Source organism: Plasticicumulans acidivorans (genome assembly GCF_003182095.1).
Classification (GTDB): domain Bacteria; phylum Pseudomonadota; class Gammaproteobacteria; order Competibacterales; family Competibacteraceae; genus Plasticicumulans; species Plasticicumulans acidivorans.
On record NZ_QGTJ01000002.1, the window covers coordinates 67,742 to 92,337 of the forward strand.

Here is a 24,596-nt window from a genome sequence, read left to right on the forward strand (position 1 = left end):
GAATCACCCCTCCACGGCGCGGCCCTTGAGGGCGAACAGCCCCTGGGGTCGCTTCTGGATGAACAGGATGATGAAGCCGAGCAGCACGATCTTGCCGAGCACCGCGCCCATCGCCGGTTCGAGGAACTTGTTGACGATGCCCAGCCCCATGCCGCCGGCGACCGCGCCGGCCAGCTTGCCGACGCCGCCGAGCACCACGACCATGAAAGAGTCGACGATGCGGGCCTGCCCGAGATCCGGACTGACGTTGCCGAGCTGCGACAGCGCCACGCCGCCGAGGCCGGCGACGCCGGCGCCGAGGGCGAAGGTCATCGCGTCGATACGCCGGGTGTCGATGCCCATCGCCGCTGCCATGCCACGGTTCTGCGTCACCGCGCGCACGCGCAGGCCGAGCCGCGTCTTCTGGAAGATCAGCCACACCGCCGCCAGCACGGCGAAGGCGAAGATCACCGTGGCGATGCGGTTGTACGGCAGCACCATCTGCGCAGTGACCTGGATGCCGCCGGACAGCCACGAGGGATTGGCGACCTCGACGTTCTGCGCACCGAAGATCAGGCGCACCGTCTGGATCAGCATCAGCGACAGGCCGAAGGTCGCCAGCAGCGTCTCCAGCGGCCGGCCGTAGAGATGGCGCAGCACCAGGCGTTCGAGCAGCCAGCCGACCGCCGCCGCAGCGAGAAAGGCCACTGGCAGCGCCGCCAGCAGATACCAGTCGAAGGCTCCCGGCAGGTAGCTGCGGAACAGGTTCTGCACCACGTAGGTGGCGTAGGCGCCGATCATCAGCAGCTCGCCGTGCGCCATGTTGATGACGCCCATCAGGCCGAAGGTGATCGCCAGACCGAGCGCCGCCAGCAGCAGCACGCTGCCGAGTGACAGGCCGTAGAACAGGTTGCCGGCCTGGTCGCGGAACCACTGGCGATCAGTGATGGCATCGATCGCGCTCCTGGCCGCGGTGGCCAGCTCGGCGTCGTCGCCCTTGGCAATCGGGTCGAGCACGGCGATCACCCGCGGCTCGCCTTCATCGGCCAGCGTGCGGATCGCCGCCAGGCGTTTGCCGCGGTCCTCGCTCTGCAGCTCGATCGGCGCCAGCGCCAGGCGCAGCGCGTGGATCACTTCCTGATCGATCTCCGCCGCCAGCGCCGCGCGCAGGGAATCTTCGGCGGCGCGCACCGGACGGTCGGCAAAGGCCGTCGCCGCCGCCAGCCGCACCGCGCGATCCGGCGAGGTCAGTTGCAGGCGGGTCAGCGCACTGTCGATACCGCGGCGCACCGCATTGTTCAGCAGCGGCGCGCTGCCGGGCTCGCCGGTCACCGCGACACCGTCGCGCGCCCGCTTGAGCGTATCGCCATCCTTGATCAGCACTTCGCCATCGCGAAACGACACACGGCCGTCGCGCAGGGCTTCGAGAAAAATCAGCGCGCGCGGATCATTGGCCGCAGCCAGCTCACCGACCGCACTGCGCAGGCTCTGCGGGTCGGCGCCGAGGTGCGTGATGGTGTCGTCGAAGCTCACCGCGAACGCCGGGAGGGTGCTGCCCAGCGCACACGCGAGCAGCAGGAAGCGCAGCAGCCTGCACATGGCCAACCCCCTGGATATCAAATCTGCGATTGTTGATGCGATGCGGATGCGGCGACGGCCGGCAAGCCGGGCACTGCCCGCCCCGGCCGCCGCCGCATGACGCCTGGCTCGTCAGGGCCGACGGGCCGCGGCTTTACTTGAAGCGCGGCTCGGTGCAGTTGCCGCAGACCCACGGATAGGTCCAGTCGGCGACCTTCTTCGCGCTGTCCGGGATGTACGGCGACCAGGCCTGCGCACGGATCGGGCCTTCGGTCTTCCACACCACGTTGAACTGGCCGTCCTCGCGGATCTCGCCGATGTACACCGGCTTGTGCAGGTGGTGGTTCTTGGCGTCGAGCTGCTCGACGAAACCCGACGGCGCCTTGAAGGTCTGGTAGCCGAGCGCCTGACGCACGGCGTCGACGTCGGTGGTACCGGCCTGCTCAGCCGCCTGCGCCCACATGTTGATGCCGGTGTAGGTGGCTTCCATCGGATCGTTGGTGACGCGCGCATCACCGCCGGGCAGGTTGTTCTTCTTGACGTAGGCCTTCCACTTCTCGATGAACGCCTTGTTCTCCGGCGTATCGATGGTCATGAAGTAGTTCCACGCCGCCAGGTGGCCGACCAGCGGCTTGGTGTCGATGCCGCGCAGCTCCTCTTCACCGACCGAGAAGGCCACCACCGGCACGTCGGTCGACTTCAGGCCGGCGTTGCCGAGCTCCTTGTAGAACGGCACGTTGGAATCGCCGTTGATGGTCGAGATCACCGCGGTGCGCTTGCCGGCGCCGGCGAACTTCTTGATGTCGGCGACGATGGTCTGGTAGTCGCTGTGCCCGAACGGCGTGTAGGTCTCCATGATGTCGTCATCGGAGACGCCCTTCGAATGCAGGAAGGCGCGCAGGATCTTGTTGGTGGTGCGCGGATAGACGTAGTCGGTACCGAGCAGCACGAAGCGCTTGGCGGCGCCGCCGTCCTCGCTCATCAGGTACTCGACGGCCGGGATCGCCTGCTGGTTCGGCGCCGCGCCGGTGTAGAACACATTGCGCGAGGACTCCTCACCCTCGTACTGCACCGGGTAGAACAGCAGGCCGTTGAGCTCCTCGAACACCGGCAGCACCGACTTGCGGCTGACCGAGGTCCAGCAGCCGAACACCACCGCGACCTTGTCCTTCTGCAGCAGCTCGCGCGCCTTCTCGGCGAACAGCGGCCAGTTCGATGCCGGATCGACCACCACCGGCTCCAGCTTCTTGCCCAGTACGCCACCCTTGGCATTGATCTCCTCGATGGTCATCAGCGCGACGTCCTTCAGCGACGTCTCGGAGATGGCCATCGTGCCCGACAGCGAATGCAGGATACCGACCTTGATCGTGTCAGCAGCCAGCGCCGCGCCACTGGCCAAAGCCAGCGCGAGGCCCCCCGCCAGCGAGCTGAGGAAAAAGGTCCGCGACTTCGTGCTCATGCGTTGCCCCTCTAAACTTCGGGTGGTTCTTGGCTGTTCGGCCCCCCGCGGCCAGTGGCGCGACGGGCGAAGCACACAGGGGCACATGACGTGCCACCCGAAATTACACTTATGCGGCAAGCACTTGTTGCGACGCGACATCGTTTGCGGTGCAGCCCTGCCCTAAGCACGTGCATCGGGCGCACGGCACTGCACCGTACACACGCATTTCCGCACCGCGGGCAGGGCTGAAACGGAGCAGCGCACGGCGCGGGCGCAGCAGCCCCCGCGCGGCGCGGTTCAGGCGCTTTCGCGGGTCTGCAGTTCGAAGCCCAGATCGAGGGTTTCGGCATCGAGAGCCGGGTTGTCGATGCGGGCCAGCAGCAGCTCGGCGGCGCGGACACCGATGTGGTAGCGCGGCGTCGCCACGGTGGTCAGCGCCGGCACGCTGCAGGCGCCGAAGCCGAGGTCATTGAAGCCGGCGATGGCCAGATGCTGCGGCACCGGAATCCCGCGGCGCTGGCAGTGGAACAGCGCGCCGAGCGCCAGATCGTCGTTGCAGCAGAACACCGCATCGATCGCCGGATGCTCGGCCAGCAGCTGCGCGGTCAGCTCGACACCCAGGCCCACGCTGGAGGCCGCCGGCGAGGAAATTTCCGCGCAGTAGTCACCGTGGCCGGCCTCGTCCAGCGCCTGACGGTAGCCGTCGCGGCGCTTGAGCGTGCGCTCGTCGAGCTGAGCGGCCATGAAGGCGATGCGGCGGTGGCCGCGTTCGAGCAGATGGCGCGTCATCGCGTAACCGGCGGCCGGCTGTGAAAAACCGACACTGGTGACACTGTGATCGGCCATCAGATCCATCATGTGCACCGTCGGCACGCCGCTGCCGGCCAGCGCCGCACGCGCCCGCGGCGACTGCTGCAGACCGGTCAGCAGCAGGCCGTCCGGGTGATGCTCCAGATAAGCCATCAGCAGACGCTCTTCCTCGGCGGCATCGTAGAGGTTGTTGCCGATCAGCAGCTGGTAGCCGCGCGGGCCGAGCACGTCACGGATGCCGGCGAGCACATCGACGAAGACCTGATTCGACAGCGACGGCACCAGCACCGCGACGCTGTTCGAGCGCGCCGAGGCCAGCGTGCGCGCCGCGCGGTTGGGCACGTAGCCCAACGTGGCCACCGCCTGGCCGATGCGCTCGCGCAGGGGTTTGGACACGCTATCCGGCGTGCGCAGTGCGCGTGAGACGGTGATCGCGCTGACGCCGGCGTGACGTGCGACATCTTCGATGGTAGTCCGCCCGGTGGAGCGGGAGCCTGTGCGACGTTTGTTCAAGAGACACTCTCCGACGATGCGCCACCCCCGGCGCTACCCGATCCCTTCCCGCGACATCTGCTCCGCGAGCCTGCCCATGCTTGACACTGCTGATTATGGTAGCGCTAGCATCTGTTTGATTCTTTGACCTGACTCGGTACTGCGGTGTCCGCCGGGCCGGCGGGTCGCTTCTCTTACCCCTCTGCCGGGCAGGTGTCGTCACATGGCGCCGTATCCGAACATCGTGATCATGGGCGTCAGCGGCTGCGGCAAAAGCTCGATCGCCGCCCGCCTGGCCCTGCGCCTGGGGGCCACCTTCATCGAAGGCGACGGCTTTCACAGCGCCCAGAACATCGTGCGCATGGCCGCCGGTATCGCGCTGACCGATGCCGAACGCGCAGGCTGGCTGCAGGCGCTGGCCGCCCGCCTGGCCGCCGGGCGCCAGCGCGGTGAGCGCATGGTGCTGGCTTGCTCGGCACTCAAGCGCCACTACCGCGACGTGCTGCGCGGCGGCGATCCGGCGCTGCTGTTCGTGCACCTGTATGGCGACTACGCGCTGATCGCCCAGCGCATGACCGAACGCCCCGACCATTTCATGCCGCTCACCCTGCTCGACAGCCAGTTTCGCGATCTGCAGACGCCGCAGGTCGACGAAGCCGCGCTGTACTTCGACGTCCACGCCACACCCGCCGCGCTGGTCGAGGCGATCACCGCCCGGCTGTTTATCGGCACCTGAGCACAAACTGCACGCAACGCCTTGATCGACGCGTCAAATCGGGATACAGACGCGGGCAGCATCACGGAGGATGTAAACGATGAGGACCAAGTCCCTGCAGCGCTGGTGCGAGGGCCTGATGGCGTTCGCACTGGCGGCGATGGTCTTGCTGGTGTTCGGCAACGTGGTGTTGCGCTACGCCTTCGGCACCGGCCTCGCCGCCGCCGAGGAGCTGTCACGGCTGCTGTTCGTCTGGCTGGTGTTCCTCGGCGCGCTGCTCGCGCTGCGGGAAAACGCCCATCTCGGCTTTGATCTGCTGCAGGCCCGCCTGTCGCCGGCGGCACGCCGCCGCTGCGCCGTCCTCGCCCACCTGTTGATGCTCTACGTGCTGTGGCTGTTCGCCGCCGGCAGCTGGACGCAGCTGCGCATCGGCCTCGACGTGCGCTCGCCGGTGCTCGGCTACCCGCTGGCACTGCTGGCGCTGGCCGGCCTGCTCTGCGCCACGGGCATGGCCTGGCTGCTGCTGCGCCGGCTGTGGGGACTGCTGCGCTCTGCCGACACGACGCGCGAGCCGCCGGCATGAGCCTGGCCCTGTTCCTCGGCGTGCTGCTGGCGGCCATGGCCCTCGGCATGCCGGTGGCCTTCGCGCTGCTGCTCGCCGCCGTGGCGCTGATGGCGCAGCTCGATTTCTTCGATGCGCAGCTGGTGGCGCAGAACATGATCGCCGGCGCCGATTCCTTCCCGCTGATGGCGGTGCCGTTCTTCCTGCTCGCCGGTGAACTGATGAATGCCGGCGGCCTGGCGCGGCGCATCGTCGCGCTGGCGGTGGCCTGCGTCGGCCACATCCGCGGCGGCCTCGGCTTCGTCACCATCGCCGCCGCCGTGGTACTGGCCAGCCTGTCGGGCTCGGCGCTGGCCGATACCGCGATGCTCGCCGCGCTGCTGGTGCCGATGATGCGCACGCACGGCTATCCGCCGGCGCCGGCCGCCGGCCTGGTCGCCGCCGGCGGCATCATCGCGCCGGTGATCCCGCCGAGCATGCCGCTGATCATCCTCGGCGTGAGCACTCACCTCTCGATCAGCCAGCTGTTCCTCGCCGGCCTGGCGCCGGGGCTGCTGATGGGGCTGGCGCTGGTGCTGTGCTGGCGCTGGCTGGCGCGCGATCTGCCGGTCGCGCCGCTGCCGCGCACGCCCTCGCGCCAGCGGCTGCGGATGCTGGCCGACGCCGCCTGGGCGCTGGCGCTGCCGGTGATCATCCTCGGCGGCCTGCGCGGCGGCGTGTTCACACCGACCGAGGCGGCAGTGATCGCCGCCGTCTATGCGCTCGCCGTCAGCCTGCTGGTCTACCGCGAGCTGAACCCTGCGCAGCTCTACGGCGTGTTCGTGCGCGCGGCGAAGACCACCGCACTGGTGATGTTCCTGTGCGCGGCGGCGCAGGTCTCCTCGTACATGATCACCCTCGCCGAACTGCCGCAGCAGCTCGGCGACAACCTAGCGCCGCTGCTCGCCAGCCCGCGGCTGCTGATGACGGCGATCGTGCTGCTGCTGCTCGCCGTCGGCATGGTCATGGATCTGACGCCGACGATCCTGATCCTCGCTCCGGTGCTGCTGCCGCTGGCGCAGCGCGCCGGCATCGACCCGGTCTACTTCGGCGTGATGTTCGTGCTGGTCGGCTCGATCGGCCTGATCACGCCGCCGGTCGGCACCGTGCTCAACGTCGCCGCCGGCGTCGCCCGCGTTTCACTGAGCGACACCGTACGCGGCGTCGCGCCGTTCCTGCTCGCCTATGGCGTCGTGCTGGCGCTGCTGGTGGCGTTTCCGCAGCTGATCACCACACCGGCGCGCTGGCTGCACTGATTCACCCGATACCCACAACGAGCGGCCAGGATGCCGCAATTCCGGAGGATAAAAACCGTGCTTCGCTCACTGCTCAAGCCGCTTGGCCTGTGCCTGGCGCTCACCGCCGGCCTGCTCGCCGCGCTGCCGTCGCCGGCGCAGGCCGAGCTGCGCCCGCGCGTCATCCGTTTCGGCTACGGCCTCGCCGAGGACAGCAATCAGGGCCGCGCCGTGCGCTTTTTCGCCGAGGAGCTGCTGCGCCTGTCAGCCGGCCAGCTCAAGGTCCGCAGCTTCGGCGGCGCCAGCCTCGGCGCCGACATCCAGATGCAGAACGCGCTGATCGGCGGCGCGCAGGAAATGATGGTCGGCTCGACAGCGACGCTGGTCGGCATCGTCAAGGTCTTCGGTCTCTACGACCTGCCGTTCCTGTTCAACGACGTGCACGAGGCCGACGCCGTGCTCGACGGTCCGTTCGGCCAGAAACTGCTGACGCTGCTGCCGGCGCACGGGCTGATCGGCCTCACATACTGGGAAAACGGTTTTCGCGACCTGACCAACACCCGCCGCCCGATCACGCGGCTGGAGGATCTCGCCGGCGTCAAGCTGCGGGTGATGCAGAACCCGCTCTACATCGACGTGTTCGACGCCTTCGGTGCCCACGCCGTGCCGCTGCCGTTCTCCGAGCTGTTCACCGCACTGGAAACCGGCACCGTCGACGGCCAGGAAAATCCGCTGACGACGATCCAGTCCGACAAGTTCTACGAGGTGCAGCGCTACCTGAGCCTGACGCACCACGTCTACAGCCCGTGGATCCTGCTCGCCAGCGGCCCGTGGTGGAACGGCCTGAGCGCCGAGGAGCAGGCGCTGATCCGTCAGGCCGCCGCTGCCGCGCGCGATTTCGAGCGCGCCGACACCCGCCGTCAGGCGGCGCAGGCACTCGCCTTCCTGGAGGCGCAGGGCATGCAGGTCAACCGCCTGCCGGTCGCTGAAATCGAGCGTATGCGCGAGCGCGCACAGCCGGCGAGCGAGCGTTTCGCGGCTGAAATCGGCCCGCAGTGGCTCAGCGAACTGCAGGCGGCGATCAGTCAGGCACGCCAGCACTGAGCCGAAGTCAGGGGCCTGCAGCGACCTCACGCACTGTGCTGATTTCGTCAGCCCTGCGGGGAAAGCCATCAAGCCGTGACGGCGTGGCGGGCGCAGGCTTAAGGCTCGTTCTGCAAGCCTGGAAACCTGCCCATGCCGCGCATCCGCGTTCTCGACTCGCACACCGGCGGCGAGCCGACCCGCCTGGTTCTCGACGGCTTTCCCGCGCTGGGCAATGGCAGCATGGCCGAGCGCCGGCAGCGGCTGAGCGCGGAATTCGACCACTGGCGCAGTGCCTGCGTGCTGGAGCCGCGCGGCAGCGAGGTACTGGTCGGCGCGCTGCTGTGCACTCCGCTGGACCCCGGTGCCTGTGCCGGCGTGATCTTTTTCAACAACACCGGCTACCTCGGCATGTGCGGCCACGGCACCATCGGCCTGGTCGCCTCGCTGGCCCACCTCGGGCGCATCGGCCCCGGCGTACACCGCATCGAAACCCCGGTCGGCGAAGTCAGCGCCACGCTGCATGCCGACGGCGCGGTCAGCGTGCGCAACGTCGCCGCCTACCGCCACCGCCACGCCGTCACCGTCGAGGTGGCGGGCATCGGCCCGGTCTGCGGCGACATCGCCTGGGGCGGCAACTGGTTCTTCCTGATCGCCGGGCACGGCCAGCGCGTCGCCGGCGACAATCTGCCGGCGCTCACCGCCTATACGCGGGCGGTGCAGCAGGCACTGCTGGCACAGGGCATCCGCGGCGCCGACGGTGGCGTCATCGACCACATCGAGCTGTTCGCCGATGACGACCGCGCCGACAGCCGCAACTTCGTGCTCTGCCCCGGCGGCGCCTACGACCGCTCGCCCTGCGGCACCGGCACCAGCGCCAAGCTCGCCTGCCTGGCCGCCGACGGCAAACTCGCCCCCGGCGCGATCTGGACGCAGGCCAGCGTCATCGGCAGCCGCTTCGAGGGCTGTTACCAATGGGAAAGCACGGCCGCCAGCGGGCGCATCATCCCGACCATCCGCGGCCGCGCCCACATCAGCGCCGAGGCCACCCTGCTGATCGACGAGGCCGACCCCTTCGCCTGGGGGATCCGCCCGTGAACGCCCGCCGCTGCGCCGACGTCATCGTCGTCGGCGCCGGCATCGTCGGCGCCGCCTGCGCCCGCGCACTGGCGCAGCGCGGACTCGAAGTCCAGGTGCTCGACGATTACCGCGGCGGCGCCACCGCCGCCGGCATGGGCCACTTGCTAGTGCTCGACGACAACCCCGCCGAGCTGGCGCTGAGCGCCTACTCACTGCAGTGCTGGCGCGACTGGGCGCCGCGGCTGCCGGCCGGTTGCGCCTACCGCAACAACGGCACGCTGTGGCTGGCCGCCGATGCCGAGGAGCTGGCGCTGGCCGCCGCCAAGCAGCAGCGCCTCAGTACCCACGGCCTCGACTGCGAACTGCTCGGCGCCGCCGCGCTGCGCGCCGCCGAACCCGCGCTGCGCGCCGATCTGCACGGCGCGCTCAAGGTCGGCGGCGACGGCATCGTCTACGCACCGAACGTCGTCGACTGGCTGCTCGCCCACGAACACATCCGCCGCTGCCGCGCGCAGGTGGTCGAACTCGACGGCGCGGCCGTGCGTCTGGCCGACGGCCGCCGGCTCGCCGCCGGCGCCGTGGTGCTCGCCACCGGCATCGATGCCGGTGCGCTGTGCCCGGAACTGCCGCTGACGCCGAAGAAGGGCCAGCTGCTGATCACCGACCGCTACCCGCGCGAAATCCGCCACACGCTGGTCGAACTCGGTTACGTCAAGAGTGCGCATCAGGCCACCGGGCCGTCGGTGGCCTGCAACATCCAGCCGCGGCCGACCGGCCAGCTGCTGATCGGCTCCTCGCGCCAGTTCGGCAGCCGCGATCCGGGCATCGACGGCACGCTGCTGGCACGCATGCTCAAACGCGCCGTGCACTACGTGCCGGGGCTGGCGACGCTCAACGCCATCCGCTGCTGGAGCGGCCTGCGCGCCGCCAGCCCCGACGGCCAGCCGCTGCTCGGCCCGCATCCGCACCGCCCCGGCCTGTGGCTCGCGCTCGGCCATGAAGGGCTCGGCATCACCACCGCGCCGGGCAGTGCCGAACTGCTCGCCGCGCAGCTCTGCGACGAACGCCCGCCGCTGCCGGTGGCACCGTTCCTGCCGCAGCGCCTGCTGCCGGAGGCCGCCGATGCCTGAGCTCTACATCGACGGCCAGCGCATCAGCGTCGCCGCCGGCACCAGCGTCGCCGCCGCGCTGGCACTGGCCGGGGACGGCTGCAGCCGCAGCGCGCTCAACGGCACGCGGCGGGCGCCGCTGTGCGGCATGGGCGTCTGTCAGGAATGCCGCGTCAGCATCGACGGCCAGCGCCGTCTGGCCTGCCAGACGCCATGCCGCGACGGCATGCGCGTGGAGACCCGGCGATGAAGCGCGCCTACGACCTCGCCATCATCGGTGCCGGCCCGGCCGGCATCAGCGCCGCGCTCGCCGCGGCCGCCAGCGGCGCGCGCATCGCGCTGCTCGACGACAACCCGGTCGCCGGCGGCCAGATCTGGCGCGACGGCCCGCAGGTGCGCCTGCCGGCGCTGGCCCGGCGCCTGCGCGCCGAGCTGGCGGCGCAGGCCAACGTCGACTGTTTCGCCGCGACCCGCGTCGTCGCCCTGGCCGGTCCGCGCGGCCTGCTGCTCGAAGACGAACAACGCGGCTGGCGGCTCGACTATGCGCGGCTGATTCTGTGCACCGGCGCCCGCGAACTGCTGCTGCCCTTCCCCGGCTGGACGCTGCCCGGCGTCAGCGGCGCCGGCGGCCTGCAGGCGCTGCTGCACGGCGGCCTGCCGGTGCACGGCGAGCGCGTGGTCATCGCCGGCAGCGGCCCGCTGCTGCTGGCCTGCGCCGCCAGCGCCCGCCGCCACGGTGCGCGCGTGCAGCGCATCGCCGAGCAGGCGGCGTGGTCGACGCTGGCCCGCTTCGCGGCCGGCCTGCCGCGCTGGCCGGGCAAGCTGTGGCAGAGCCTGCGCCTGCTCGACCCGGCCTATCGCGGCGCCAGCCACGTCATCGCCGCCCTCGGCCGCGAGCGGCTGGAGGGCGTGCGCCTGCGTCAGGGCGGGCAGATCGTCGAACTCGAATGCGAGCGCCTGGCCTGCGGCTTCGGTCTGGTCGCCAATACCGAGATCGCCCAGGCGCTCGGCTGCGCGCTGCGCGATGACGCCATTGCCGTCAACGACTGGCAGGCCACCGCCTGCGACGGCATCTACGCCGCCGGCGAATGCACCGGCTGCGGCGGCAGTGAGCTGGCGCTGCTCGAAGGCAGCATCGCCGGCTACGCCGCGGTCGACGAGCACGCCCGGGCGCAGGCGCTGTGGCCGCAGCGGCAACGCTGGCAGCGCTTTGCCGAGGCGCTGCGCACGAGCTTTGCGCTCGATCCGGCGCTGCGCCACCTGGCCGCGGCCGACACGCTGGTCTGCCGCTGCGAGGACGTGCCCTACGCCGCGCTGGCCGGCCATGCCGGCTGGCACGCCGCCAAACTCGCCAGCCGCTGCGGCATGGGCGCCTGTCAGGGCCGCGTCTGCGGTGCCGCCGCGCGCACGCTGTTCGGCTGGAGCCGACCGGCACCGCGGCCGCCGTTCACGCCGGCGCGCATCGCCACGCTGCTCGAACTCGACGACGAGCAGGAGCCACCATGCGCGCCCTGATGCGCCAGCGCCCGGCAGCAAAGCACGCCCGGCAGCAGCCCGCCGCCGCCCCGTCCGCATGCAGATGTCGGCCCTCAGCTGCGGTGCGAAGCGCGAAACTGGCGCGGCGACAGTCCGGTCAGCGCCTTGAACTGGCGGCTGAAGGCGCTGTGGTCGGTGTAGCCGCAGCGCAGCGCGATCTCGGTGATCGGCAGCTCGCCGAGCAGCAGCTGCGAGGCGGCGCCGAGCCGTGCCTTGTGGATCATCTGCCGCGGCGTGAGCTGGAAGATGCGCTTGCAGTGGCGTTCGAGCTGCGCCACCGACAGGCCGGCGAGCGCGGTCAGCTCCTCAAGGCTGATCGGCCGGTCGTAGTGGCGGCGGATGTGCTCATCGACCGCGGCGAGCTTCTGGTAGGCCGGGTGCGTCGACTGCACCGTCTGCAGATCGCAGGAAATACCGACCATGCCGATGATCGCGCCGCCGGCATCGCGCAGCGCCAGCTTGTGCGTCAGGCACCAGCCGGGCTGGCGCGCCGGGTACAGGTGCAGCTCCAGCTGGTCGCTGAGTGCGCTGCCCTCGTCGAGCACGCGCCGGTCCTGCGCGGTGTAGAGCGGGCCGAAACGGCGCGGGAACACCTCCTCGGCGGTGCGCCCGAGCAGCTCCGCCGCTGCCCGCACACCGCAGCGCTGCAGCAGCGTGCGGTTGACCAGCACGTAGCGCGCCTGCACGTCCTTGACGAAGAACACCACGTTCGCCATCGCATCGAGCAGCGGCGCGATCTGGCGCAGCGTGCGCAGCAGCTCATCGAGGTCACGGCAACCTGCGGGTATCAGCTCTTGCATCGTCCCGGCGCCAACATGAACGAATATCAAGGCCAAGCATATGAAGCGAATCGCCAGCCCGGTAGGGGCAGCGTCCTCATCGTGCAGCCAATGGCGGGGCGCCGATGACGCCGCTGCCCGCCCGTTCGCTGATCGCCGGCACGGCCCAGGGCCCGCTGCTGTGGAGCGACACCGGACTGAGCTTCTGGGGCGGCGTCGATGCCGCCAGCGGCGAGGTCATCGACCGCCACCATCCGCTGAGCGGCCAATGCCTGGCCGGCCGCGTGCTGGCGATTCCCAGCGGCCGCGGCTCGTGCAGCGGCAGCGGCGTGCTGCTGGAGCTGCTGCTCAACGGCCACGCACCGGCGGCGTTGCTGCTCACCGAAGCCGACGAAATCCTCACCCTCGGGGCGCTGGTCGCGCAGCAGCTGTTCGGCCATTCGCTGCCGGTGCTGTGCCTGAGCGCGACCGACTTCGCCGCATTGCGCGAGCTCGATGCGGTGCACGTCGGCGCCGCCGGCGTGAGCACGCTGGCGCAAGCCGCCGGCCGTGAGGCTGCGCCAGCCGCCGCCGAGCCCGGCGCCGGCCTGCGGCTGAGCGCTTTCGACCGTGCGCTGCTCGCCGGCGAGCACGGCCGCGCGGCGCAGGCGGCGATGCGCATCGTGCTGCAGATGGCGGCGCTGCAGGGCGCGCACGAGCTGATCGACGTGCAGCAGGCGCACATCGACGGCTGCATCTACACCGGCCCGGCCAGCCTGCGCTTCGCCCGCCGCCTGCTCGACCGGGGCGCACGGGTGCGGGTGCCGACGACATTGAACGCGATCTCGGTCGACCAGCGGCGCTGGCGCGCGCTCGGCGTCGACCCGGCCTTCGGCGAGCCCGCCAGCGCGCTCGGCGAGGTCTACTGCGCGATGGGCGCGCAGCCGAGCTTCACCTGTGCGCCGTATCTGCTCGACAGCGCCCCGGCCTGCGGCGAGCAGATCGCCTGGGCCGAATCCAACGCCGTGGTCTACGCCAACAGCGTGCTCGGCGCGCGCACACTGAAGTACCCGGATTTCCTCGACATCTGCATCGCGCTGACCGGGCGCGCGCCGCTGTGCGGCAGCCATGGCGACGCCGGCCGCCGCGCCCGCGTGCGCATCGATGTCGAGCGGCCGGCCGCCGTCGACGACGCCTTTTATCCGCTGCTCGGCTACCACGTCGGCCAGCTCTGCGGCAGCGCGATCCCGCTGCTGTGCGGGCTGCAGCAGGCAGCGCCCGATCGTGACGCGCTCAAGGCCTTCGGCGCCGCCTTCGCCACCACCTCGGCGGCGCCGATGTTCCACATCCTCGGCGTCACGCCGGAGGCCGCCAGCGTCGAACAGGCACTCGGCGGCGCCAGCGCGCAACGCCATCTGTCCCTGCGGGCGGCCGATCTGCGCGCGAGCTGGGCGGAACTCGACCGCGCCACCGACAGCGCCGTGCAGCTGGTCGCGCTCGGCAATCCGCACTGCTCGCTCAGCGAATGCGCGCGGCTCGCCGCCCTCTGCCAGGGCCGCCGGCGCCACGCCGACACTGCCGTGATCGTCACCCTCGGCCGCGCCGTCTTCGAGCAGGCGACGCGCGCCGGCTACGTCGCCACGCTGCAGGCCTTCGGCGTGCAGTTCGTCACCGATACCTGCTGGTGCATGCTCGGCGAGCCGGTGCTGCCGCCGGCCACACGCACGCTGATGACCAATTCCGCCAAATACGCGCACTACGCGCCGGGGCTGAGCGGCCGCGCCGTGCACTTCGGCAGCCTCGCCGCCTGCATCGACACCGCCTGCCGCGGCCACTGCCACGCGCACCGTCCGCCCTGGCTGGACGCCTGAGCGCCCCTCGCGCATTCCCCCTCGGCCGCCCCCCGCGGCCCCCTCACCCCGCTCCCGGAGATCGAGCCATGAGCCAAGCCGCCATCGACTGGAAAGGCGTTTTCCCCGCCGTCACCACGCAGTTCAACGCCGATTTCTCGGTCAATCTCGACGCCACCCACCGCGTCATCGCCAATCTGGTGCGCGACGGCGTCTCCGGGCTGGTGGTCTGCGGCACCGTCGGTGAGAACACCTCGCTGGAGACCGAGGAAAAGGTCGCGCTGGTCGAAGTCGCCCGGGACGCCGCCGGCGGCCGCGTGCCGGTGATCTCCGGCATCGCCGAGTTCACCAGCGCGCGGGCGATCCGGGTGGCGCAGGCGGTACGCGCCGCCGGTGCCGACGGCATCATGCTGATGCCGGCACTGGTGTATTCCTCCAAGCCCTTCGAGACCGCCGCGCACTTTCGCAGCGTCGCCGCCGCCGTCGACCTGCCGGTGATGGTCTACAACAACCCGCCGGTCTACAAAAACGACGTCACGCCGGCGATCCTCGCCTCGCTCGCCGACTGCGACAACATCGTCTGCTTCAAGGATTCTTCCGGCGACACCCGCCGCTTCATCGACGTGCGCAACGCCGTCGGCGAACGCTTCGTGCTGTTCGCCGGTCTCGATGACGTGGTGCTGGAATGCCTGGCGCTCGGCGCCGCCGGCTGGGTCTCGGGCATGTCCAACGTGTTCCCGCGCGAGGGCGAAACGCTGTTCCGCCTGGCCAAAGCCGGGCGCTTCGCCGAGGCGATGCCGATCTACGAATGGTTCATGCCGCTGCTGCACCTCGATGCCCGTCCCGACCTGGTGCAGTGCATCAAGCTGAGCGAGGAACTCGCCGGCCGCGGCAGCGCCCTGACCCGCCCGCCGCGCCTGGCGCTGGCGGACGCCGAGCGCGAAGTCGTCGAGCACCTGATGCGCCAGGCACTGGCAACGCGGCCGACGCTGCCCGACGTCGGCCTGTAAACAGCGGGAGCCGTCCGGGGTGCCCGGGATTCTCGGCCAGTCCGACATCGGCGGCGCACACGCAGCGCCGCCAGCGTCACCGCCGGCGGCGAGCGGCCCCTGACGCTTGCATCGGGCCGGCATGGCGACAGCCAACGCCGCGGCATGCCAGCGGCCCGGCGCGGAGCAGCGCTTGCAGAAAGCGGTATTCGGCCTGTTGACGGAGTACAGACTCCGCATGCACCGGCACGCCGCTCAAGCGCTCGATCGCCAGCGTACCTTGAGCGGCTTGAAGGCCTCCTCGATGAACCAGCGCCCGCTGTAGAGCCCGACGAAGTCCTGCGCCGTAAAGCCTGCATCGAATACCTTGCTTCCAACACCCGCTGCGTGCCGTCAGGCGGCACGCAGCCCAGCAGGCACAGTGGGCGCAAGCTGCCCGCGGATGCCCGGCTCCCCGCGCTTCGTTGGCTTCGCTGTACGGAACGACATCACGCCGGCGGCACCCGCCGCTTCATCACGGAAGCTTTCCGTAGTGCTTCGATACGCTGGATCGCGCATCACTCTGCTACTGGCATGCAGATGAATTGGGATTTTTACCCTTGAAGGAACGCTGATGCTCAGATGGCTCTTACGCTTGGCAACGATTTCTTTGTGCCTCACTTCGGTGTTTTCCGCGTCGGCGGGCAATGCCGACAACGTGCGGAAGACGGTGCTGCCTGCATACAACGAGACCGTCTACTCCGTCTCGGCAGCCTCGTGCGAAATCCGCTGGACGGTGAAACGCTTCCGTGAAACGGCAGGCTTTGGGATTTCCGAGCGATCCCAGTGTTTTCTCCCGCTCGCGGAACAGGCCGACTACCGCAGCAACCTGCTCAAAGCCGTCATGGCGGATACGAACCATCTGGAAGGAATGCGCAATTTTTCCTGGGGCAGACTCCAACGTGGTGATGCCAACGATGAATATGGCGTCCGGCTTGCGCAGGCTGCGGCGGCTTCCAAGCATTGGAGTGCGTCCAAAGGAGCCGTGGTGCGGTACCCGGAAGGCGTCAATCGGTTTGTGATCGAGCTGCTGAATCGGCATCGGATTTTTTCCGAATTAGCCGCCAGTTTCGATGCCCTCGGCCTGGAATTGACCGTCAACGGCGTGGAAGAAGTCCGCACGGGTGAACTGCCTGGCGCCGGCGCACCAGGCGGCAAGTACCCAATCGATTGTGCAGTCACTTTCGCCATCAGCAAAAAGACCGATGCCCCTCGGTAGAACCTGCCCGGCGACGCCTCGCGCCAAATCCAGCACGTGGACGAATACTCGGCCGCATGTGTGAGGTGAGCGGGGATTGGTTCGAGCCGGAAGGCAAGCGTTGGCTCCGGGAGCATGGTCCTGCGCGGCTCCACACACGCAACGGACCAGTCCTTGGAGTCGGCACGAAAGAGCCGGGCTGAGTGCCGGGGACCAGGCAATCAATCGATCAGGGGCTTCCTAGCCCCTCCCAGCCTCCAGCAGGCCCTTCAAATCCTCATACAGCGCCCGCGGGATCTGCACGCCTTCGGCGAGGCTGATGGCGCGGGCGCTGTAGCGGCGTTGGGAGGGCAGGCGGGCGCCCTGGGCCTCGATGGCGCTGAACAGGGTTTCGGCGCGGGCGAGGTGGCGCTCGGTGTCGGCACCGAGGAAGCGCTGCGGGTCGAGGGCGATGATCAGTTCGCCATGGTAGGGCAGCGCCTTGCTGCCGGCGTCGAAGGCCAGCGATTCGGCGCTGGTCAGATCGCCAATCAGCACGCCGGCGAGCAGTTCGATCATCGCCGACAGTGCCGAGCCTTTATGACCGCCGAAGGGCAGCATCGCGCCTTCGTCGAGCACGGTCGCCGGGTCGGTGCACGAACGGCCTTCGCCGTCGACGCCCCAGCCTTCGGGGATCGCTTTGCCGGCGCGGCGGTGCAGTTCGATTTCACCGCGGGCGACGGCGCTGGTGGCGAAGTCGAAGATGAACGGCAGCGCGTCGCTGCGCGGCCAGCCGAAGGCGAGCGGATTGGTGCCGAACAGCGGCCGGCTGCCGCCGGCGGGAGCGACGTAGGCCTGCGTCGGATTGCAGGCCAGCCCGGCCAGGCCGGCTTCGGCGATCGCCTCCATCTCCACCCACAGCGCGGAAAAATGCACGCAGCGGTTGATCGCCAGCGCGGCGATGCCCTGGCTGCGCGCCTTCTCGCACAGCAGCGGCAGACCGGCCTGGAAGGCGAGCTGCGAGAAACCGCCATGGGCGTCGACACGCACCAGTCCCGGCGCCTGATCGACGAGTTCGGGCTCGGCGTCGGCGATCACCTTGCCGGCCTTGAGCGTGGCGATGCAGCCGAGCAGGCGGTAAAGCCCGTGCGAGGCGCAGCCGTCGCGCTCGCCGGCGACGACGGTGGCGGCGATGGCGCGCACGTAGGCTTCGCTGAAGCCGTGGCGGCGCAGGATGCTTTCGGCAAATTCGCCGGCTTCGGTGAGGGTCAAGCGGATCATGGCATACGCTCCAGACAGACTTGCTCCTAACGGTAACGCGCCGGCGGGGCGCGGCGCTTGCGCGCTTGCGTCGGCAGGTATGCCGAATTCGGCACAATCGGCAGCCGGCGGCCGATACGGCGGCGGAGTAACAGCGACGGCCCGCCCTCCGGCGGGCGGGCCTCAGTCGCCGGACAGCCCCCCTGCACCACGGTCCGGCAAGCAGCCGCAACAGCGTCGGCAGGATGCTCCGCCGCAGGCCGCCGGCGCTGACAAACCATTGAAAGCAAAAGCCTGCCGCATCGCCCACCAAGGGCAATTGGTGATTGCACCCGTCATCTGCACGGCTCAGACTCCACGCCCCTGATCGCGGCGGCCGCTCGCCGAAACGATCGCCGATGGAGTACCCCCCGATGCGTCCCCTTTCCCCCGCCGGCCAGCAGGCCGTCAACGATCTTGCGCAGAAGCATGGTTTCAGCACCGACGCCGTCGCCCACATGCTCGATGCCATCGCCGCCGGCAACGGCAGCATGGCGCAGTTCAACCACCCGGAATTCGCCGGCTCCGGCCAATGGATGAGCGGCGGCATGCTGATGCTGTCGGACATGTTCAACAACGTGCTGAAAGGCCGCGTCGACGCACTGTGCTACGACCTGTCCAATCTGCTCGCCAACGATCCGAACCTGCTGGCGCCGGCGAGCTTTCAGTCGCAGTCGCAGAGCGGCGGTTATCAGCAGCAGGGCGGCGGCGGTTTCCAGCAGCAGAGCAGTGGCGGCTTCCAGCAGCAGGGCGGCAACAGCCTGTTCGCCAACAGCGGCGCCTGGTGGCCGGGCGATCTCGGCCAGCCGTCGAGCAGCGGCGCGCAGAACGACGTGCGCTACGCGGTGTTCCCGCAGTCGCGGCGGCTGGCGATCGAGCAGAACGGGCAGGTGACCGTTTACGACACGCTCGATCATCAGATCGGCGGCGTCTCGCAGCAGCAGTCCGGTTTTGGCGGCGCACCGAGCTTCACCAGCCAGTACGGACTGGTCAACGTCGGCACGCTGCCGATCGTCTCCGGCCAGCCGCAGCCCGGCTACGCCGCGCCGCAGCCGACGTGGGCGCCGGCGCCGGCCGCACCGGTCTACAACGAACCGGCTCCGGTCACCCCGCCGCCGGCCGCCAGCGACGACATCTTCGCGACGATCGAGCGCCTGGCCGGGCTGCGCGACAAGGGCATCCTCAGCGACGAGGAATTCGCACAGAAGAAGGCCGAGCTGCTCAAGCGCCTGTGAGGTCAGTGCGCCGATGAGCGTCGTCTTCAGCATCGTGCGCACGCCACAGCCGATCGGCCGCGCGGAGTTCGAGCAGGCGGCGCGGCGCGATGCGCAGCTGCGCGTCGACGCCGACGGCTCGGTCTACGTGCGCCGCGCCGGCGGGCTGGAAGCGCCGCTGTACTGGGAAGACGGCGAGATCTACACCGACGTCCCGGAAAGCGACGTGCTGGCGGTGATGATCGCGCTCGCCGCGACGCTCGGCGGCCGCCTGCGCGACGAGTCGCTGACCAGCTGGCGCACGCTCGATGCGGGCTACGTGCATGCCGACGATGCCGCCACGCTCGCCGCCCGGCAGAGCGCGCAGCAGCGCTGGCAGCGCAAGCGCCGCCTGCGCGGTGGCCTGAAGCTGGCAGCCGTGCTGCTGCTGGCGGTGGTGGCGATTGCGCTGCGCCATCCGGCGCTGTGGCCGACGCCGCTGACCGATCCGGCCTCGGCTTTCGCGCTGCCGGCCGCATGGCGCGCCGCCCTCGGCGACCGGCGACCGGCGCTGCTGCTGGTGCCGGCCGATGACTTCAGCGAAAGCTACGCCGCCCATCTCGGCGACCGCCTCGCCGAGTTGAGCGCGCTACCGGTGAAAACCACGCTCGGCGTCGGCCTCGGCCCGCTGCAGCCGCTCGCCGACAGCACGCAGTTCGACAGCACCGAGCTGGTCGCGGCGGCGGCACCGGCGATCGCCCGCCTGCGCGCGCAGTACGGTGAGGTGCCGGTGTTGCTGCTGACGCAGCGCGACATCAACACCGCCGAGCGCAGCCTGCGCTATCGCTTCGCCCAGCACTACCTGGGGCCGCGCATCAGCGTGATTTCGGTCGCGCGCATGCTGCCGGGGCGTTTCGTCGGCCGCGCCAGCGACGAACTGATCGAGGCCCGGCTGCTGAAATTCCTGCTGCGCAGCGTCGGCCAGCAGGTCTACCGGCTGCCACGCGACACCGACATCGACAGCGTCATGTACGCACCGATCATGGGGCTGGCGGACCTCGATCGCATGGGGCTGCAGCTGCCGCCACCGCGCTAGTCGCCGGTCGAGGAAGCACGGCCGTAGGCGCGCCGGTACCAGACCGGCCGACCGTCATCGCCGGCCGCGGCGAGCGGCGCGTGGCGGCAGGCCTCCAGCCGCTTCAGCTCCGCCTCCAGGAATTCGACGACGGCACGGGTCGCCCCGGAGCCGCGCGCCAGCGAGCGATGCAGCAGGTTGACCGGCGGATCGTCCGGCGTCTCCCAGTCCAGCAGCACCGGCTCCAGCTGACCATCACGCAGCAGGTGCTGGATCGATAGGTCGGCGAAGCGGCCGATGCCTTCGCCGGCGAGCACGGCATCGAGCACGGTGTCGCGATGATCGCTGACCAGCCAGCCGGACAGCTTCACCGCCTCCTCCTCGTCACCGCGCCGATAGCGCCAGTAATCGAGCAGCACGCCTTTCGGGTTACGCACCAGAAACGCGGTGTGCCGCGCCAGCTCGGCCGGCCGCTGCGGCAGGCCGTGGCGCGCCCAGTACGCCGGCGTGGCGCAGACCAGCAGACGCATGCGCGCGATCTGCCGCACCACCATGTCGAGTGCGTCCGGCCAGCCGAGCACGACGCAGATATCGCAGCCGCTGGCATCGACGTCGGTGATCGTCGAACGGTCGATCAGCCGCAGCTCGATCTGCACCTCGGGGCAGCGCTGATGAAAACCGGGCAGGGCCGGCAGTATCCAGAAGCGCGCCATCAGCGGCGGCACTTCGACGACCACGCTCCCGCGCGGCCGCTCGCCGCCGCGACCGAGACTGTGCTCGACCGCGGCGAGGCGCTCGACGACGCCTTCGCAGACGGCGAGGTAGCGCTCGCCGTCCGCAGTCAGCGCCAGGCCGCGCGGCGTGCGGTCGAACAGTTTGGCATCGAGCTCGCCTTCCAGCGCGCTGATCAGCTTGGCCACCGCCGGCACGCTGACATCGAGCCGGCGCGCGGCCCGCGACAGGCTGCCGTCGCGGGCCGCGGCGAGGAAGTACTGAATGGCGCGCAGTTTGTCCATCGACCGACCTCCAGCGGGGCTGCCGCTGAGCGTAAACCATGGGTTAACACCAGGCTTGCCACGGATGGCATTCCGGCCGGCCCATGCGCCTACCTAGGATGGAGACATCCGCCCCGGGAGGTGAAACATGAAACGCTATCTTGCCTGGCTGCTGCTCTGCGGGCTGCTGGCGCTGCACAGCGCGCTGGCCGGTGAATACCCGGAGAAGCCCGTCACCCTGGTCGTCATGCTGCCGGCCGGCGGACCGACCGATGCCGCCGCCCGCGTGCTGGCCGATGCACTGTCGAGCGCCCTCGGTCAGCCCTTCGTCGTCGAGAATCGGCCGGGGGCCGACGGCGTCATCGGCGTCCGCGCCGTACTCGATGCGCCGGCCGACGGCTACACGCTGCTGTTCGGCATCGGTTCCCTGGTGGCGGTGCCGATGCTGCAGACGCCGGCACCGTTCGACCTGCAGCGCGACTTCACGCCGGTGGCCGCGATCGGCAGCTACCCGTTCGGGCTCTTCGTGCACCCGTCGGTACCGGCCAACAGCGTCGCCGAGCTGATTGCCTACGCCAAAAGCCGCGAGGAGCCGCTGTTCTACGCCAGCAGCACACCGGGCGAGACGCTGGCGACGGCCGAATTCATGCAGGCGACCGGCGTGCGGATGAGCCGCGTGCCCTATAAAGGTTTCGCACAGGCGCTGCCGGACCTGCTGGCGGGACGCGTGCAGCTGGCCTTCGGCCCGGTCTCCGCGGCACTGGCGCACGTGCAGGACGGCAAGCTGCGCCTGCTGGCCACCCTGACGCCGACGCGCCTGCCGGCACTGCCGACGGTGCCCACCCTGGAGGAAGCCGGAGTCCGCGGGGCGTCGGTGCCGTCCTGGCAGGCGATCTTCGCCCCGGCGCAGACGCCGGCGCCGATCGTCGAACGCCTGAGCCGCGCGGTCGCCGCCGCCCTGCAAACCGACGCTGTGCGCACCCGCCTCGGGCGACTGTTGCTGCAGATCGAAATGACGCCGCCCGCCGCCCTCACCGAACGCATCAGCCGCGAACACAGCCGCTGGCAGCACTTCATCGAAGAAACCGGCACGGGCCGCCCCTGAAGACATGCGCAAGATGAACTGCGCGCCGCCGATGCCATCGGAGCCGCCCCCATCCTCTCCAGCCTCTCTGCCGGAAACCCCTGACATGATCACGATCCGCAAGCTGCGTGACGGCCTCGCCGGTCTCAGTCTCGCCCTGTTCGGCGGCGGAGTGATGCTGTGCACCCTGCACTACCCCGTCGGCACGCTGGCGAACATGGGCCCCGGCTATGTTCCCCGCCTGTTGGGCGGACTGCTGGTGCTGCTCGGTCTACTGATCGCCGGCACGGCCCGCCGCGGTCAGCCGGTCGTGCGCCAGCCGCTCGCCTGGCGACCGCCGCTGGCGGTGCTCGGCAGCGTCGTGCTGTTTGCGCTGACGCTGCGCAGCGGCGGACTGCTGCTGGCAACACTGGGCAGCGTCATGCTCGCCAGCAGCGCAGTACGCGGTGTCCGCTGGCGCGAAAGGCTCGCCGTAGCGCTCGTGCTCGGTGCGCTGGCGGTTAGCGTGTTCGTCTACGGCCTCGGCCTGCCGCTGCCGGTGTGGCCCCGCTTCGGCGGTATCTGACCGTGGAACTGATCGAGCACCTCGCGCTCGGCTTCAGCGCCGCCGCCAGCGCACAGAACCTGCTCAGCTGCTTCATCGGCAGCGTGCTCGGCACACTGATCGGCGTACTGCCGGGCATCGGGCCGGTGGCAACCATCGCCATGCTGCTGCCGCTGACTTACGGCATGCCGCCACTGAGCGCACTGATCATGCTCGCCGGCATCTATTACGGCGCGCAGTACGGCGGCTCGACCACCTCGATCATGCTCAACCTACCGGGCGAGGCGAGCTCGGCGATCACCTGCCTGGACGGTCATCCGCTGGCGCGCCGGGGGCGGGCCGGCGCCGCCCTGACGGTCGCCGCGCTCGGTTCTTTCTTCGCCGGCTGCGTGGGCACACTGTTCCTCGCCGCCTTCGCCGCGCCGCTGACGACGTTCGCGCTCGATTTCGGTCCAGCGGAATACTGCTCGCTGATGATCTTCGGCCTGGCCGGTGCCATCGTCCTCGCCAGCAAGTCCCTGCTCAAAGCCTGCGCCATGGTGGTGCTCGGCCTGCTGCTCGGACTGGTCGGCACCGACGTCAACTCCGGCGCCGTGCGCTTCACCTTCGGCATTCGCGAGCTCAATGACGGCATCGGTACCGCCGTGCTCGCCGTCGGCGTGTTTGGCTTCGCTGAAATCCTGCTCGGTCTCGAACGTCTGCACGAGCACAGCACACTGACGGCCCGCTGCGGCCGCCTGGGCCTGAGCCGCGACGAGCTGCGCCAGGCGACGCCGGCCGTGCTGCGCGGCACGGGCCTGGGCACGCTGCTCGGCCTGCTGCCAGGTGCCGGCGCGCTGATGCCGGCGTTCGCCGCCTACGCGCTGGAAAAATGGTGCGCACGCGACCCCGGCCGCTTCGGCCGCGGGGCGATCGAAGGCGTCGCCGCACCGGAATCCGCCAACAACGCCGCGGCGCAGACCGCCTTCATCCCGCTGCTGACACTCGGCATTCCGTCCAACGCCATCATGGCGCTGATGATCGGCGCGATGACGCTTCACGACATCCAGCCCGGCCCGCAGGTCATCAGCCACGATCCGACGCTGTTCTGGGGGCTGGTGGCGAGCATGTGGATCGGCAACGCCATGCTGGTGCTGCTCAATCTGCCGCTCGTCGGCCTCTGGATCAGGCTGCTGACGACGCCCTACCGGTGGCTGTTCCCGGCCATCCTGCTGTTCTGCTGCATCGGCATCTACACGCTGTCGCACAGCACCGTGGACCTGCTGCTCACGGCCTTCTTCGGCCTGCTCGGCTACCTGCTGCAGAAGTTCGACTGCGAGCCCGCGCCGCTGCTACTCGGCTTCATCCTCGGCCCGCTGTTCGAGGAGCATCTGCGCCGCACGCTGCTGCTTTCGCGCGGCGATCCGAGCGTGTTCCTCAGCCGGCCGCTGTCGCTGGTGCTGCTGCTGGCCGCCGCCGCCCTGCTCTGCACTGCGCTGACACCCTCCGCCCGCCGCATCCGCGCACAGGCACTCACTGCCGAGCAGGATGACGCGATCGCCGACCCGGCGCGCTGAAAGCGCCGGGGCGGCCGGTGAACACGGTGCGCTGTTTCAGCTGCCATTCATCCGCGCCGGAGCAGACTGCCTGCAAGCCCACAGACTTGAGGAGTCAATCTCATGTCGCTCACGCATTCGATATCCACCCCCCGTCTCAGCGCGTTCTGGAGTACGCCTGAGCGCCTGTTCCACTGGCTGGTCGCCGCCTGCATGGCCGGCGCGGCGCTGACGCCGGGCGCCAGCCTCGCCCACGAGGTGTTCGGCATCGGCGCGCTGCTGCTGGTGATCGGCTGGCCGTCACGGCGACCGTTCGCGCCGGCACGCATCGTCGTCGGCCTGAGCCTGGCCGGCCTCGCACTCAGCGGCTGGCTCGCCCCGTACGGCGTGCTGCACCCG

The 24,596-nt window shown here is 69.9% G+C and carries 22 protein-coding genes and 1 pseudogene; 17 read left to right on the top strand and 6 right to left on the bottom strand.

Features of this window, described 5'->3' with window-relative positions; translation table 11 throughout:
- Positions 1–3: 3 nt before the first annotated feature.
- The 3 genes from urtB to gntR all read right to left on the bottom strand — a co-directional run bounded on the left by urtB (position 4) and on the right by gntR (position 4,321).
- Entirely contained in the window at positions 4–1,578 is a 1,575-nt protein-coding gene (urtB, locus tag C7443_RS02875) for an urea ABC transporter permease subunit UrtB (RefSeq protein WP_110017082.1), read from the bottom strand.
- Between the two features lie 133 nt (positions 1,579–1,711).
- Positions 1,712–3,016 carry an urea ABC transporter substrate-binding protein gene (urtA, locus tag C7443_RS02880; RefSeq protein WP_110017083.1) on the bottom strand — a complete coding sequence of 435 codons (1,305 nt, stop codon included), beginning with the start codon at positions 3,014–3,016 and terminating at the stop codon, positions 1,712–1,714.
- A gap of 279 nt (positions 3,017–3,295) precedes the next feature.
- Entirely contained in the window at positions 3,296–4,321 is a 1,026-nt protein-coding gene (gene gntR, locus C7443_RS02885) for an HTH-type transcriptional regulator GntR (RefSeq protein ID WP_110017084.1), read from the bottom strand.
- 202 nt (positions 4,322–4,523) lie between these two features.
- Here gntR and C7443_RS02890 point away from each other — a divergent pair, with 202 nt between their 5' ends.
- From C7443_RS02890 to C7443_RS02925, 8 genes are all read left to right on the top strand, one after another.
- The gene (locus C7443_RS02890) at positions 4,524–5,036 is read left to right on the top strand and encodes a gluconokinase (protein WP_246004518.1); all 513 of its coding nucleotides are present in this window, start codon (positions 4,524–4,526) and stop codon (positions 5,034–5,036) included.
- Positions 5,037–5,115: 79 nt separating this feature from the next.
- Complete coding sequence (locus C7443_RS02895; protein WP_110017085.1) at positions 5,116–5,598, top strand: TRAP transporter small permease; 483 nt, start codon at positions 5,116–5,118, stop codon at positions 5,596–5,598.
- Positions 5,595–6,872, top strand: a complete 1,278-nt coding sequence (locus C7443_RS02900; protein ID WP_110017086.1) for a TRAP transporter large permease — start codon at positions 5,595–5,597, stop codon at positions 6,870–6,872. Before C7443_RS02895 ends, C7443_RS02900 begins: the two co-directional genes overlap by 4 nt.
- A gap of 48 nt (positions 6,873–6,920) precedes the next feature.
- Positions 6,921–7,955 carry a TRAP transporter substrate-binding protein gene (locus C7443_RS02905; RefSeq protein WP_246004564.1) on the top strand — a complete coding sequence of 345 codons (1,035 nt, stop codon included), beginning with the start codon at positions 6,921–6,923 and terminating at the stop codon, positions 7,953–7,955.
- A gap of 132 nt (positions 7,956–8,087) precedes the next feature.
- Complete coding sequence (locus C7443_RS02910) at positions 8,088–9,032, top strand: 4-hydroxyproline epimerase (RefSeq protein ID WP_110017088.1); 945 nt, start codon at positions 8,088–8,090, stop codon at positions 9,030–9,032.
- A complete protein-coding gene (locus tag C7443_RS02915) occupies positions 9,029–10,144 on the top strand; it encodes an NAD(P)/FAD-dependent oxidoreductase (RefSeq protein WP_110017089.1) in 1,116 nt (371 codons plus the stop codon). Before C7443_RS02910 ends, C7443_RS02915 begins: the two co-directional genes overlap by 4 nt.
- On the top strand, positions 10,137–10,373 hold the full coding sequence (locus tag C7443_RS02920; RefSeq protein WP_110017090.1) for a 2Fe-2S iron-sulfur cluster-binding protein: 237 nt from the start codon (positions 10,137–10,139) through the stop codon (positions 10,371–10,373). The genes C7443_RS02915 and C7443_RS02920 overlap by 8 nt, the downstream gene beginning before the upstream one ends.
- Complete coding sequence (locus C7443_RS02925) at positions 10,370–11,638, top strand: NAD(P)/FAD-dependent oxidoreductase (RefSeq protein WP_110017091.1); 1,269 nt, start codon at positions 10,370–10,372, stop codon at positions 11,636–11,638. The genes C7443_RS02920 and C7443_RS02925 overlap by 4 nt, the downstream gene beginning before the upstream one ends.
- Before the next feature lie 74 nt (positions 11,639–11,712).
- On the opposite strand, the gene C7443_RS02930 is transcribed toward C7443_RS02925, so the two are convergent.
- The gene (locus C7443_RS02930) at positions 11,713–12,459 is read right to left on the bottom strand and encodes an AraC family transcriptional regulator (protein ID WP_211346144.1); all 747 of its coding nucleotides are present in this window, start codon (positions 12,457–12,459) and stop codon (positions 11,713–11,715) included.
- A 104-nt stretch (positions 12,460–12,563) separates the two neighbouring features.
- Between C7443_RS02930 and lhpI the strand changes: the two genes are divergently transcribed.
- The 3 genes from lhpI to C7443_RS02950 all read left to right on the top strand — a co-directional run bounded on the left by lhpI (position 12,564) and on the right by C7443_RS02950 (position 16,514).
- Positions 12,564–14,288, top strand: a complete 1,725-nt coding sequence (gene lhpI / locus C7443_RS02935; protein WP_211346145.1) for a cis-3-hydroxy-L-proline dehydratase — start codon at positions 12,564–12,566, stop codon at positions 14,286–14,288.
- 68 nt (positions 14,289–14,356) lie between these two features.
- Positions 14,357–15,277: a dihydrodipicolinate synthase family protein gene (locus C7443_RS02940; RefSeq protein ID WP_110017092.1), complete on the top strand. Its 921-nt coding sequence runs from the start codon at positions 14,357–14,359 to the stop codon at positions 15,275–15,277.
- 592 nt (positions 15,278–15,869) lie between these two features.
- A complete protein-coding gene (locus C7443_RS02950; protein ID WP_110017094.1) occupies positions 15,870–16,514 on the top strand; it encodes a hypothetical protein in 645 nt (214 codons plus the stop codon).
- A 219-nt stretch (positions 16,515–16,733) separates the two neighbouring features.
- Here the strand turns inward: C7443_RS02950 and C7443_RS02955 are convergent, their stop codons facing one another.
- Positions 16,734–17,753 (bottom strand): Ldh family oxidoreductase, encoded by a 1,020-nt coding sequence (locus tag C7443_RS02955; RefSeq protein WP_110017095.1) that lies wholly within the window; start codon positions 17,751–17,753, stop codon positions 16,734–16,736.
- A 392-nt stretch (positions 17,754–18,145) separates the two neighbouring features.
- Between C7443_RS02955 and C7443_RS02960 the strand changes: the two genes are divergently transcribed.
- Both C7443_RS02960 and C7443_RS02965 read left to right on the top strand, forming a co-directional pair.
- Complete coding sequence (locus C7443_RS02960) at positions 18,146–19,006, top strand: SHOCT domain-containing protein (RefSeq protein ID WP_110017096.1); 861 nt, start codon at positions 18,146–18,148, stop codon at positions 19,004–19,006.
- Positions 19,007–19,019: 13 nt separating this feature from the next.
- Complete coding sequence (locus tag C7443_RS02965; RefSeq protein ID WP_110017097.1) at positions 19,020–20,060, top strand: hypothetical protein; 1,041 nt, start codon at positions 19,020–19,022, stop codon at positions 20,058–20,060.
- Here C7443_RS02965 and C7443_RS02970 read toward each other — a convergent pair.
- A complete protein-coding gene (locus C7443_RS02970; RefSeq protein ID WP_110017098.1) occupies positions 20,057–21,055 on the bottom strand; it encodes a LysR family transcriptional regulator in 999 nt (332 codons plus the stop codon). The genes C7443_RS02965 and C7443_RS02970 overlap by 4 nt on opposite strands.
- Positions 21,056–21,182: 127 nt before the next feature.
- Between C7443_RS02970 and C7443_RS02975 the strand changes: the two genes are divergently transcribed.
- The 4 genes and pseudogenes from C7443_RS02975 to C7443_RS20040 all read left to right on the top strand — a co-directional run.
- A complete protein-coding gene (locus tag C7443_RS02975; RefSeq protein WP_110017099.1) occupies positions 21,183–22,139 on the top strand; it encodes a Bug family tripartite tricarboxylate transporter substrate binding protein in 957 nt (318 codons plus the stop codon).
- An 85-nt stretch (positions 22,140–22,224) separates the two neighbouring features.
- Positions 22,225–22,683, top strand: coding sequence for a tripartite tricarboxylate transporter TctB family protein (locus C7443_RS02980; protein WP_170123466.1), 459 nt, complete (start codon positions 22,225–22,227; stop codon positions 22,681–22,683).
- A gap of 2 nt (positions 22,684–22,685) precedes the next feature.
- Positions 22,686–24,218, top strand: coding sequence for a tripartite tricarboxylate transporter permease (locus C7443_RS02985; protein WP_110017101.1), 1,533 nt, complete (start codon positions 22,686–22,688; stop codon positions 24,216–24,218).
- A gap of 102 nt (positions 24,219–24,320) precedes the next feature.
- Positions 24,321–24,596: pseudogene (locus tag C7443_RS20040) on the top strand (hypothetical protein); the annotation flags it as partial.